This window comes from Propionicimonas sp., from assembly GCF_047606205.1.
Taxonomy (GTDB): domain Bacteria; phylum Actinomycetota; class Actinomycetes; order Propionibacteriales; family Propionibacteriaceae; genus Propionicimonas.
This window is the reverse complement of sequence record NZ_JASGES010000059.1, coordinates 1-12,032: the sequence shown is the minus strand read 5'-3', so window position 1 is coordinate 12,032 and position 12,032 is coordinate 1. Positions and strand designations below refer to the sequence as shown.

The following is a 12,032-nucleotide window of genomic DNA, read 5'->3' as shown; positions in this document are numbered from 1 at the left end:
GAGCCAGCCCAGCAGGAGCAGCCACGCACCGGTGGCGGCGAGGGCGGCGGCCCGCAGCGCCGCCGGCCGCGCCGCGCTGCTTCCCATGGCCACCCCCGCGCTCAGGTGGACGAAACGCTACCGGGGCTGGGTCGGCTGTCCAGTGGTAGAACAGCGGAAGCCGGCGTCCACCACGAGGGTGGACGCCGGCTCGCTCGCCCGGGTCAGCGCTGCGTGTGGCCCGGGTGCGGCAGGTGCTGCCTGGCCATCCACTGCCACAGATGCCGGCCGGCGTCGGTGCGGGGGTCGTTGCGGGCGACGTAGATCCAGGACCAGTGGCCGTTGTAGGTCACACCGTCCCAGATGACCTCGTCATAGGCGCTGAAGATGGCGGTGTCGATCACCTCGGCCATGTGCTGCCCGTTGGCGTCGAACGGCACCACCGGGTCGTTCTTGGCCTGCACGATCCAGGTCGGGGTGCCACGCAGCGTCGCCAGCTCGTCGTCGGTGAGCATGGTCGTGCTTCCGTATTCCACGACCGGGGCGACCGGCACGACCGCCGCGAAGTAGCCAGGGTTGTCGATGGCCAGCTGGGGACTCATGTAGCCGCCGTTCGACGCACCGACCACGGAGATCCTGCTGGTGTCGATCCGGTACTTCTTCACCACCGAGTCGATCAGCTTCCTGAGCGCGGCGGAGTACCCCATCGCCGGGTCGTTCAGCCAGTAGTCGGTGGCCTGCGGGGCCAGCACGTAGGCACCGCCGAAGATCCGCTGGGCCTTCGCCGTGCTGAAGCCGAGCGCGCCACGGTTGGCGACCAGGGGCAGGACGTCCTCCTGGGACTTCGCCCAGCCACCCTCGCCGCCACCGTGCAGCCACACGATCAGCGGACGCCTGCCCGCGGAGTGGGCGGGGGTGTAGAGGCGGTAGTTCAGGCCCGCGGACCTGCCGTACCGATAGGCGTCGACCTCAGGGTCGACCAGCTTGCCCTGGCTGAAGGACGCGAGCGTGACGCTCCGGCCGTCCTTCAGCATGATCGGCGCGTTCTGGGTGATCGTGTAGGTGAGGTCCAGCAGGATGTTGCGGCCGACGTCGTTGGCCCAGGCGAAGGTGAAGGCGCCGTCGGTCGTGAAGCCGTACGCCAGGTCGATCACGATCCGGCCGCGGCGGTCGAGATGGACGCCCGTGACGGTGCGGTCGACGTCGTAGGTGCCGAAGACCGTGGCCGGGTCGAGCCCGTACGGGTCGGTGCCCCTGGCGTGGACGCCGAACGTGCTCGTGGTGAGGCTGGACCCACGCACCTTCAGCCGGGAGGTGTCGAGGGTGACGGAGACGACCTGCTGTCCGCCGTCGAGGACCTGGGCGTCGAGGGTGAAGGTGACGCTCCCGGTCGTGGGGGGTCGGGTGCCGTGCCCTCCCGCCAGGGCGGGGGTGCTGGCAAGGGACAGGAGTGCGAGCGCTGTCACCAGCAGGGTGACGAGAATGCGCAGCTTCTTCATCGAAGCTCCTCGGGGTGGGGGGATGGGGCTCGCGCGGTGTCCCGGCCACGATCGCCGCTCCGTCGCGCGATCCGACGAACCTAGCGCCGTTCGGGATTGGGGGTCAATGGTGTGCTGCCGCGGTAGGATGCAGGTATCCCAGTGCTGCTCGCCGTCCGCGGCGTGGCCGCGTCGTGTCCGTCTCCGGAAGAAGCGATGTCCGCACCTGCTGCCCCCGTCCCCAATCTGCCGAGTGAGCCCATCGACCTGCGGTTGGTGGTGACCGATCTGGACGGCACCCTGCTCGACGGCGAGGGACGTGTCCCCGAGCGCCTGTGGGAGCTGTTGCCGCTGCTGCGGGAGCGCGGCGTGATGCTCGCCCCTGCGAGCGGGCGCCAGTACCCGGTGCTGCGCCGCCTGTTCGCCGGCAACACCGACGGCATGGCGTTCATCGCGGAGAACGGGACGTACGTCGTTCTGGACGGCGCGGAGCTGAGCTGCACGCCCGTCGACCCGGGATTCGCCCCCGATCTCGTCCGGCTCGTCCGCGAACTGCGGTCCTCCGGGCACCGGATCGGACTGGTGTGGTGCGGGCGCGGTGCGGCCTACGTGGAGTGGGACGACCCCGAGTTCGTGGCCGAGGTGGCCACCTACTACGCGGCTCTGGACGTGGTGGACGACCTGCTGGACGCTCCCGAACCCGCGATCAAGTTCGCCGTCTACGACTTCGGGGACGCAGACTCCGCCTCGACCCGGATCCTCACCGAACGGTGCGCTCCACAGCAGGTCGTGCCGTCGAGCGCTCACTGGGTCGACATCATGAGCCCTGCGGTGAACAAGGGCGCTGCCCTGGTGTCGCTGCAGCACACGCTGGGGATCACGCCTGCCCAGACCGTGGTGTTCGGGGACTACCTGAACGATCTCGAGATGATCAGCGAGGCGCCGTACTCGTTCGCCATGGCCAACGCCCACCCCGACGTGCTCGAGGCGGCCCGGTTCGTCGCACCGAAGAACACCGAGCAGGGGGTCGTGCGGGTGCTCGAGCAGCTGCTGGCGGCCTCGGCGTCCGCCGCCTGAGTCACCCGAAAGAATGACAATTCCTTCAATTGGCCAGGTATTGTCGCCCGAAAGAATGTCACCCGGACGGATGACCTGAAGATTAGTTTGCGCGAAAATGTGACTTTTCTCCGGATGTTCCTTTATGCTCCTTCGTGGGGGGCAGGTGAGTGTGCTGGCTAGCACACTCGCCGCCGACGTAGGGCGAAGGGCGGCAAGGGAGGAATGCGGCGATGCTGGACCGGGCCGGAAATGAACGTGGTGTCACCCATCTGGAGTACGCCGTCATCATTGCGCTGATCGCGATCGTCGCGTTGACCGGAATATCGGCGACCGGGGTCAGTTCGGCGGCCGGCCTGTGCCGGGCCGCCACCACCCTGGGCCAGAAGGACGCCTGCCCGCCGCCGGCCGCCGCCACGCCGGCCGCCACGGCGAGCAGTTCGGCATCGGCCGCGTCCGGGGGGTCGGGCGGGTCGTCCGGATCGGGAGGGTCCTCGGGAACGTCCTCGACGGCGACCGAGACGGCGACCACGAGCGCGAGTGCCACCGCGTCGGCGACCGCGAGTACCACGCCGACAACGACCGCCGCGGCCACCAACTCGGTGGGAACGATGACCTTCAACACCGCCGTCATCGACCAGGACGAGGTGCTCGGCGACCTGTCCGCACGGGTCAACATCGGCTGGTTCCCGAGCAACTGGAACCAGGTGACCTACCCGGAGACCATGACGATCGACGTCACCTGGTCGCCGGCGCTGGACGTCGACAAGGTGACCACCGGCAGCGACGGGACCTGGTCGTGGACGCTGGTCGCGCCCGGGCACATCCGGCTGACCCGCACGGGCAGCTTCGACACCAGCGGGTTCCAGCCCGAGCCCGAGATCCTGCTGAAGAAGCCGGCCACCACCCAGACCGTCACGGCCACGTTCACGGCCTCGGCGCCCAACACGCCCACCGTCACGCGCACGTCGACGACAACGTCGTACCCCTACTGATCCGGCGCCGCCCGGGGCACCGGAGGGGTGTGCCCGGAGGGCGTGGGGTGATTAGGGTCGTCGCATGACGGTGAGCGTGGAGGGGGAGGGAACTCCCGGGCCCGGGGCGGCCGGTGAGAGCGGGCTGACCGTGCTGCTCGCGCTCGGTGCCAACATCCTGGTCGCGGTGGCGAAGACGGTCGCCGCAGTACTCACCGGGGCCGCGTCCATGCTGGCCGAGGCGGCGCACTCCTGGGCCGACACGGGCAACGAGGTGTTCCTGCTGATCGCGCAGCGGCGTGCTGCGCGTCCCCCCGATCGCAGCCACCCGCTCGGCTACGGCCGGGAGGTCTACGTGTGGTCTCTGTTCGCGGCGATCGGGCTTTTCGCCGTCGGTGCGGGGGTGTCGATCACCCACGGCGTCCAGGAACTGCTCAGTCCCGAGCCGGCCGAGGACTTCATCGTCGCGTACGTGGTGCTGGCGATCGCCTTCGTCCTGGAGGGCATCTCCTTCCTCCAGGCCAGCCGGCAGGTGCGCGCCGCTGCCGACCGGCTCGACAGGGACGTCTGGACGCATGTCATGCGCACGTCCGACCCGACCGTGCGGGCGGTGTTCTTCGAGGACGCGGCGGCGCTGATCGGCATCGTGATCGCCGCCGCGGGAATCGCAGCCCATGAGCTCACCGGATCGGCGGTGCCGGACGCGATCGGCTCCATCCTGGTCGGCATCCTGCTCGGCGTCGTCGCAGTCGTCCTGATCGACCGCAACCGCCGCTTCCTCGTCGGCGAGCTGGCCGACGAGCGGGTCTGGGACGCCGCCCTCGCCGAGCTCGCCCTGCAGCCGGAGGTGGACCGGGTGACCGAGCTGAGGCTGACCCTGGTCGGTGCGGGCCAGGTGTTCCTGTCCGGAGCCGTCGACCTGGTCGGCAATCCGGACGAGAACACGGCCGCCGCACAGCTCGCCGTCCTCGAACGCCGCATGGCCCGTGCGCCCGGCATCGTGCTGGCGATCATCTCGCTCTCCGCGCCGGGGGACCCCACCCTGGAGCCGCGGACGCGATCCTGACCGGCCGCCCGCTCACTTCCGGATGATCAGCTCTCCGTGCAGGATGCTGATCCAGCCGTCGGGATGCCCGGCCCAGGCGCGCCAGGCGTCGGCGATCTCCTCCAGGTCGGCCCTGCTGGCCGCGCCCGCGGCGAGCAGCTGGTCGGCGATCGCCGTGCGGGTGATCCGGTCGGCCCACATCGTGCCCCAGGTGGTGCGGGAGTCCGGGTCCGCGTAGCACCAGGTCGAGGAGGACGGGCTCACGTCGGTGCAGCCCGCGGCGTGGGCCCAGGCGAGCAGCATGCGTCCGGCGTCCGGTTCGCCGCCGTTGGCCCTGGCCGCGAGGTGGAAGAGCTCCTGCCACCGGTCCAGGCCGGCCGAGGCGGGGTGCCAGACGAAGCCGGCGTAGTCCGCGTCCCTGACCGCCACCACGCCGCCGGGGCGGCACACGCGGACCATCTCGCGCAGCGCCTGCACCGGGTCGGCGACGTGCTGGAGGACCTGGTGGGCATGGACGACGTCGAAGCTGTCGTCGGCGAGGTCGAGGGAGTGCACGTCCCCGACCGCGTAGTCGACGTTGGTGATGCCGCGCCGACCGATCTCCGCCCTGGTCAGCGACAGGACGTCGGCCGAGGTCTCCAGGGCGGTCACGGTGCCGTCCGCGACGATCAGGGCGAGGTCTGCGGTGATGGAGCCGGGTCCGCTGCCGACGTCGAGCACCCGCATGCCCGGTGCGAGCAGCGGCAGCAGGTAGGCCGCAGAGTTGGCCGCGGTCCGGCTGCGGTGGGAGTTGACGACGGTCTCGGCGTGCCCGTGGGTGTACCGGGCGGTCACGACGGTGCCCCGTCGCTCGCCGGCAGGACGCGGTCCATCTCGCCGGCGAGGGCGGGGTTGTGGACGGCCACGTGCGCGGCGATGTTGTCTCTGACCCGGTCGGTCTTGTTCTGGCTGAGCTTGGCGCGGGCGTCGAACCTGTCGACCCGCATTCGCAGCCCGACGGTTCCCCTGGCCAGGCGTCGGGTGCCCGCGGGATCCTCGGACAGGCTGCGCCCCCCGTCGCGACGGGCCTCGAAGTGGTCGGTGAGCCGGCCGAGCATCGCGTAGTTCTCCTCCTCGCCGAGCAGTTCGGGGGTGCCGTACAGGTGGGCGGTGAGGTGGTTCCAGGTGGGTACGACGTCACCGGGGGAGTACCAGCTCGACGAGATGTAGTCGTGCGGTCCCTGGATGATCACGAGGATCTCGTGCCGGCCGAGTTCGTGGAGTTCGTCGTCGGGCCGTCCGAAGTGGCTGAGGATGGTGATCTGTTCGGCGTCCTCCTCGAGCAGGACCGGGTAGTGCGAGGCGACCAGCCCCGTGCTCGCCGGCGAGACGAAGGTCGCCCACGGGTTGCCGCGGATGAGCCGCCTGACCTCCTCGGGGTCGGTCATCAGATAGCGGGGCGTGTAGCGCATCGGCATCCTCCGGTTCCGGCCGGGTCGGTCCCCCTGGTACGCGGGCCGCTCCCGACCTGAGCATTATGGGCCGGTCCGGCGCCGGGTGGCGGCCCCGGACGGCGGGCGTGGACGCCACCGGCGCGCGCGTCGTTCGGAGTCTCGGTAGTGTGGCCCGGTGCATGAGACGGCCGCGTCCGTGGGCGGCCTACGACAGGAGAAGCGTGAACCCGTACGAGAACCAGAAGACCATCACGTTCGTGGTGCCGTGCTACAACTCGGCCGAGTATATGGACCACTGCATCACGTCGCTGCTGACGGGATCCAGTGACGTCGAGATCATCATCGTCGACGACGGCTCCACCAAGGACGCGACCGCGGAGAAGGCCGACGAGTGGCAGGCCGCCCATCCGGACCTGATCAAGGTCATCCACCAGGAGAACAAGGGCCACGGCGGCGCGGTGATGGCCGGCCTGCGGGCCGCCACCGGGGTGTACCTGGCCGTGATCGACTCCGACGACTGGCTCGACAGGGACGCGCTGAGCCTGATGCTGAGCAAGCTGCGCCGCTTCATCGACAGCGGCAGCCCGGTCGACCTGGTGATCGCGAACTACGTCTACGAGCACACCTACACCGGCACGAGGAAGGTGATCCGCTACAACGGCGCGATGCCGAAGAACCGGGTGTTCACGTGGAATGAGACCGGCTTCTTCGGGCCGGGACAGAACATCCTCATGCACGCCACGATCTACCGCACGCAGGTGCTGCGCGATTCCGGCCTGGAGCTGCCCGAGCACACCTTCTACGTCGACAACATCTTCGTGTACGTCCCGCTGCCGTACGTGAAGACGCTCTACTACCTGCCGGTCGACCTGTACCGGTACTTCATCGGACGCGACGACCAGTCGGTGAACGAGAGCGTCCAGATCCGTCGGCTCGACCAGCAGATGCGGGTCACGAGGATCATGGTGGAGGCGGTGAAGCTCCCCGACGGCGCTGGCAACCTCAAGCTGGCCGCCTACATGACCGGCTACCTGGGCCTGATCGTCGCCGCCTCCTCGATCTTCTGTCTTCTCGCGGGCACGCCGGAGGCGCTCGCGCAGCGCCGGCAGATGTGGGAGCACATCGACGCCACCGACCGGCAGCTGAAGGTGAAGCTCGGCTTCTTCCAGCCGCTCGTCCTGGCGGCGAACCTGCCTGGCCGGATCGGTCGCACGGTGTCCCTGGCGCTGTACCGGACCGCGCAGAAGCTGTACCGCTTCAGTTGAGCCCTGAGCCGGCGTCGGTCGTCCGCGACGTCCCGTTCGCGGCTCCGACCCGCGACATCGTCGCGTGGTACTCGGGGTGGACGCGGGCGAGGGCGATCACGCCGATCACCGCGACGATCCCGAGCGCGACCAGGGAGAGGCCGGACGCGACGGTGAGCCGGTGGCCCTCGCCGAGCACGGCGATGCCGAACAGGACGGCGACGACCGGGCTGGTCACGGTCATGGACGCGACGACGACGACGGCGGGGCCGGTCGCGTAGCCCTGCTGCGCCATCAGTCCGGCGAGGCTGCTGCCGATCACCAGGGCTCCGGCGATGGCCCAGATCCGCGGGTCCTGCCACCAGGCATGGTCGGTGGCGTACTCGATGATGGCCTTGACCAACGCTGCCTCGAGGCCGTAGAAGAGGGCCCCCCCGGACGCCCAGAACAGCGAGCGCCACTGCACGGGCCCGCGGGATGCGAACCCGGCGAAGGTCGCGGCGGTGAGATAGACCACGCCGGCGGCGACGATGATCGGGACGAACTCCAGCTCCTCGGGGGCGGAGGCGTGGGTGGCCACCACGATCACGAAGGCGACGGTCGCGAGCACGGTGATCACGGTCGGCACGACCACCCGGGAGGGGCGTGACCCGATCGACTTCGCCGACAGCACGACCGACCACGGGAAGGCGAGCAAGCCGACCGGCTGCACCACCGACACCGGGGCCATGGTCAGGCCCAGCACCTGGCAGACCATCGAGACGCCCATCAGGCCCAGGCCCATCCACCAGTTCCGGTCCCTGGCCAGCTGGAGCAGTTGGGCCAGGTCCATGTGCTTCTTGGCGTGGTTGTCCTCGACCTGCTCGCCGACGGCGGAGTGCTGCACCTTGGCGGACAGGGCGAAGCAGAACGAGCCGAAGACACCGAGCGCGATCGCGATCGGGATGTTCTGGCTCATCTGGGCTTCCTTCTACCGGGGCGGCGGGTCCACCAGGGCGCCACCCTACCGGCCGGGGGTGTGCAGGTCAGGGACGGGACGGGTACCACCCGCGGACGACGGAGTCGAAGTGGCTCAGCGCCGAGGCGATCGCCATGTGCATGTCGAGGTACTGGTAGGTGCCCAGGCGGCCCCCGAAGAGCACCTGCGGTTCACCGGCGGCGAGTTCGCGGTAGCCGCCGAGGCGTTCCCGGTCCTGGGGCGTGTTCACCGGGTAGTACGGTTCGTCCCCCGGACCGGCGAAGCGGGAGAACTCGCGCATGATCACGGTCTTGGGACTGGTGTAGTTGCGCTCGGGGTGGAAGTGCCGGAACTCGTGGATCCGGGTGTAGGGCACGTCCAGGTCGGAGTAGTTCATCACCGGCGTCCCCTGGAAGTCGGGCACCGGGGCGACGTCGAGCTCGAAGTCGAGGGTGCGCCACGACAGCGCTCCGAGCCGGTCGGCGAAGTAGCGGTCGACCGGGCCGGTGAAGACGACGGGGACGTTGCCGACGACGGCGGCGGAGTTCAGCGGCTGCGACCCGTCGAAGAAGTCCGTGCCGAGCCGGACCTCGATCCGCGGGTGGTCGGCCATCCGTTCCAGCCAGGGCGTGTACCCGTCCACGGGGAGGCCCTCGTGGGTGTCTGAGAAGTATCGGTTGTCGTAGGTGAACCGCACCGGCAGCCGGGAGATGATCTCCGGCCCGAGTTCTTCGGGAGCGGTCTGCCACTGCTTGGCCGTGTAGTTCATGAAGAACGCCTCGTACAGCGGGCGCCCGATCAGGGAGATCCCCTTCTCGACGAAGTTGGCCGGGGTGCGTCCGCCCAGCTCGGCCGCCTGCTCGGCGATCAGCGCCCTGGCCTGGTCGGGGGAGAGCGCGGCGCGGAAGAACTGGTTGATCGTGCCGAGGTTCACCGGCATCGGGAAGACCTCGCCGCGGTGGGTGGCGTAGACCCGGTGGACGTAGCTGGTGAATCGGGTGAAGCGGTTGACGTACTCCCAGACGCGCTCGTTCGAGGTGTGGAACAGGTGCGCGCCGTAGCGGTGGTACTCGATCCCCGTCTCCGGTTCGATCTCGCTGTAGGCGTTGCCGCCGATGTGGTCGCGCCGATCGATGATCGTGACGTCGAGACCGAGCTCGTTGGCCGCGCGTTCCGCCATGGTCAGGCCGAACAGGCCCGAGCCGACCACCAACAGGTCCATTCGGTTCACCACTCCTCCGGGGCGTCGCGGACGCCGGGAGGCGTCTGTGCGTGGCTCAGGTCAGCTTAGGGAACCGCCGAGCAATCGTCATCCCGGGGCCTGACGGGGTCCTTCTTGAATCGGTCCCTGAGCAGCGAGCGCCTCTGGTTGCGTTGCCACGCACGCCGCGGAATCCCGCACCGATGGGTGGGTTGAGCGCGCTCGTCGCCTCGGGCGTCGCCTGACGCGATCGGGCCACGATCTGCGTTCGATCCGTCCCAGATGGCACAGCCGAAGGCCAGACCGGCCAGATCGCGTCATGCCGTGGGCTCGCGCACGACGTCGGGGACGGATCCGTCCTCGTCCGCAGAATCGACAGGAAGAGGTCGCGTGCGTCCGGACGATGACGCGGTCCGGCCGTGGAACGACCCCACTGCGACGAGTGGGGCCGTTGAGGCTCGAGGAATGGCAGGATCGCGTCAGGCGGCCCTTCGGCGCTCGACGCACAGCCGGGGTGGGTCGAGCGTCGGCGCCCAGCTCACAACGCCGCGGCCGCAGCCTCTGTGATCTTCTCCTCTACCGACGCGGCGGAGTAGTCGGTGTCCCTGGTCTCACGGCTGAGCAGCAGGGCGATCAGGGTGAGCACGCCGGCCCCGGCCAGGTAGACGCCGACCATCCAGGTGCTCCCACCTGCCCTGGCCCAGAGGGCGACCGCAATGATCGGCGCCAGCGCGGCGCCGAGGATGCTCGACACGTTGTAGGCGATCGCGGAGCCGGTGTAGCGGACGTTGGTCGGGAACAGCTCGGGCAGGATCGCCCCCATCGGGCCGAAGGTGACGCCCATCAGCAGGAAGCCGAGGATCAGGAAGGCCTGGGTCATCGCGCCGGTGAACATCGCGTCCGGACGCAGGGTCAGCCACAACGGGAAGCTGAGGCCGAACACGATGATGGCCACGGTCGCCCAGATCAGCACGGCCCGTCGTCCGACGGCATCGGCCACCGGGCCGGACAGCAGGGTGAACAGGCCGAAGAAGACCACGCCGATGATCTGCATGAGCACGAAGGTGGTGTAGGTGATGCCCAGGCCCGCCGGGGTCGCGTCCTGCTTGGCCGTGCCGTAGGTGAGCGTGAAGCTCGTCATCAGGTAGAAGAGCACGTAGGTGGCCAGCATGATGAAGGTGCCGAGGATCAGCTCGCGCCAGTGGTGGCGGACGGTGTCACCCAGCGGCAGCTTGCGGATGGCGCCCTTGCGCTCGGCGCGGCGGAACGCGTCCGACTCGACCAGCCGGAGCCGGACCCACAGACCGATCACGACCATCACCGCGGAGAACAGGAAGGGCACCCGCCAGCCCCAGGTCAGGAAGGCCTCGGACTTGAGCAGGGGGTTGTCGGGGTGCGGCAGCGCGACGTTGATGATGAGGAACAGCCCGTTGGCGATGATGAAGCCGAGCGGGGCGCCGAGCTGGGGGAAGGTGCCGTACCAGGCGCGCTTCCCGGCAGGGGCGTTCTCGGTCGCGACGAGAGCGGCACCCGACCACTCGCCGCCCAGCGCGAAGCCCTGGGTGAGGCGCAGGAGCAGCAGCAGGACCGGCGCGAGCAGCCCGATCGTGGAGAAGGTCGGCAGCAGGCCGATCAGGAACGTCGCCACGCCCATCGTGAGCAGGCTGATCACCAACGTGGTCTTGCGTCCGCGCCGGTCGCCGAGGTGGCCGAACACGATCGCGCCGATCGGACGCGCGATCATCGCCGCGCCGAACACGGCGAAGGACGCGATCAGCGCGGTGGTGGTGTTCCCGGTGGGAAAGAACAGCTGCGGGAACACGAGTACGGCCGCGGTGGCGTACACGTAGAAGTCGTAGAACTCGATCGTGGTGCCGACCAGGCTCGCCGCGATCACGCGGCCGGGGGTGTTGAGCGGGGTGGGTGTCGTCGTCTCAGTCGTCATGTGAATCTCCTTAGCCTGACCATTATGCGGGAAAGGAGTCCCAAGTGTTGGACATGACCGGCGCTACGCCGCCGAGCGATCCTGAACCGGCCGACGGCGAAGCGGTGCGGACAGGATCGGAGGCGTGTTGTACTCCTGGTCCATCCTGCCGACGCCGGTGCCGGGGGCGACGATCGCATCGATGCGGTCCAGAAGATCGTCGGTCAGCGTCACCTCCGCCGCCGCGAGCAGGTCCTCCAGTTGCTCCATGGTGCGCGGCCCGATCAGTGCGGCGGTCACCCCGGGATGCGCGATCACGAAGGCGATCGCCAGGTGCGTGAGCGTCAGTCCCGCGTCGTCGGCGAGCTTGAGGAACTCTTCGACGGCGTCGATCCGGCGCTCGTCGCGGAGGGCGGCGAACATCCGGGTGCGGCGCAGGTCGCTCGCCTGGCCGCGCCGGACGCGTCCGGTCAGCATGCCGCTGGCGAGCGGGCTCCAGATCACGGTCCCCATGCCGTACCGCTGGGCGACCGGCAGGACCTCGCGTTCGATCGAGCGGTCGAGCAGCGAGTAGTGGGGCTGTTCGGTGCGGAAGCGCTCCAGGCCGCGGCGTTCGGCGACCCACTGTGCCTCCACGATCTCGGAGGCGGGCATGTCGGAGGACCCGATCGCCCGCACCTTCCCGCTTCGGACGAGGTCGGTGAGCGCCGAGAGGGTCTCCTCGATGTCGGTGTCCGGAT

At 69.3% G+C, this 12,032-nt stretch carries 12 protein-coding genes; 4 read left to right on the top strand and 8 right to left on the bottom strand.

Features of this window, described 5'->3' with window-relative positions:
* Positions 1 to 203 precede the first annotated feature (203 nt).
* Positions 204 to 1,478: a prolyl oligopeptidase family serine peptidase gene (locus QM633_RS03945; protein WP_415152426.1), complete on the bottom strand. Its 1,275-nt coding sequence runs from the start codon at positions 1,476 to 1,478 to the stop codon at positions 204 to 206.
* 195 nt (positions 1,479 to 1,673) lie between these two features.
* Here QM633_RS03945 and QM633_RS03940 point away from each other — a divergent pair, with 195 nt between their 5' ends.
* Complete coding sequence (locus QM633_RS03940; RefSeq protein WP_415152425.1) at positions 1,674 to 2,534, top strand: Cof-type HAD-IIB family hydrolase; 861 nt, start codon at positions 1,674 to 1,676, stop codon at positions 2,532 to 2,534.
* An 82-nt stretch (positions 2,535 to 2,616) separates the two neighbouring features.
* Here QM633_RS03940 and QM633_RS03935 read toward each other — a convergent pair whose 3' ends face one another.
* The gene (locus QM633_RS03935) at positions 2,617 to 3,138 is read right to left on the bottom strand and encodes a hypothetical protein (RefSeq protein WP_415152424.1); all 522 of its coding nucleotides are present in this window, start codon (positions 3,136 to 3,138) and stop codon (positions 2,617 to 2,619) included.
* On the opposite strand from QM633_RS03935, the gene QM633_RS03930 reads away from it, so the two are divergent.
* Positions 3,125 to 3,508 (top strand): hypothetical protein, encoded by a 384-nt coding sequence (locus QM633_RS03930; protein WP_415152423.1) that lies wholly within the window; start codon positions 3,125 to 3,127, stop codon positions 3,506 to 3,508. The genes QM633_RS03935 and QM633_RS03930 overlap by 14 nt on opposite strands.
* A 64-nt stretch (positions 3,509 to 3,572) precedes the next feature.
* The gene (locus QM633_RS03925; RefSeq protein WP_415152422.1) at positions 3,573 to 4,553 is read left to right on the top strand and encodes a cation diffusion facilitator family transporter; all 981 of its coding nucleotides are present in this window, start codon (positions 3,573 to 3,575) and stop codon (positions 4,551 to 4,553) included.
* Between the two features lie 12 nt (positions 4,554 to 4,565).
* Here the strand turns inward: QM633_RS03925 and QM633_RS03920 are convergent, their stop codons facing one another.
* The gene (locus tag QM633_RS03920; RefSeq protein ID WP_415152421.1) at positions 4,566 to 5,366 is read right to left on the bottom strand and encodes a methyltransferase domain-containing protein; all 801 of its coding nucleotides are present in this window, start codon (positions 5,364 to 5,366) and stop codon (positions 4,566 to 4,568) included.
* The gene (locus QM633_RS03915) at positions 5,363 to 5,983 is read right to left on the bottom strand and encodes an FMN-binding negative transcriptional regulator (RefSeq protein ID WP_415152420.1); all 621 of its coding nucleotides are present in this window, start codon (positions 5,981 to 5,983) and stop codon (positions 5,363 to 5,365) included. The genes QM633_RS03920 and QM633_RS03915 overlap by 4 nt, the downstream gene beginning before the upstream one ends.
* Before the next feature lie 203 nt (positions 5,984 to 6,186).
* Here QM633_RS03915 and QM633_RS03910 point away from each other — a divergent pair, with 203 nt between their 5' ends.
* Positions 6,187 to 7,230, top strand: coding sequence for a glycosyltransferase family 2 protein (locus tag QM633_RS03910; RefSeq protein ID WP_415152419.1), 1,044 nt, complete (start codon positions 6,187 to 6,189; stop codon positions 7,228 to 7,230).
* Here QM633_RS03910 and QM633_RS03905 read toward each other — a convergent pair.
* The 4 genes from QM633_RS03905 to QM633_RS03890 form a co-directional block, all read right to left on the bottom strand.
* On the bottom strand, positions 7,223 to 8,167 hold the full coding sequence (locus tag QM633_RS03905) for a hypothetical protein (RefSeq protein ID WP_415152418.1): 945 nt from the start codon (positions 8,165 to 8,167) through the stop codon (positions 7,223 to 7,225). The genes QM633_RS03910 and QM633_RS03905 overlap by 8 nt on opposite strands.
* Positions 8,168 to 8,234: 67 nt before the next feature.
* On the bottom strand, positions 8,235 to 9,389 hold the full coding sequence (glf, locus tag QM633_RS03900; protein WP_415152417.1) for a UDP-galactopyranose mutase: 1,155 nt from the start codon (positions 9,387 to 9,389) through the stop codon (positions 8,235 to 8,237).
* A gap of 517 nt (positions 9,390 to 9,906) precedes the next feature.
* On the bottom strand, positions 9,907 to 11,313 hold the full coding sequence (locus tag QM633_RS03895) for an MFS transporter (RefSeq protein WP_415152416.1): 1,407 nt from the start codon (positions 11,311 to 11,313) through the stop codon (positions 9,907 to 9,909).
* Positions 11,314 to 11,376: 63 nt separating this feature from the next.
* Positions 11,377 to 12,032, bottom strand: a 656-nt coding sequence (locus tag QM633_RS03890) for an aldo/keto reductase (RefSeq protein WP_415152415.1), incomplete at its 5' end; no start/stop codon positions are given.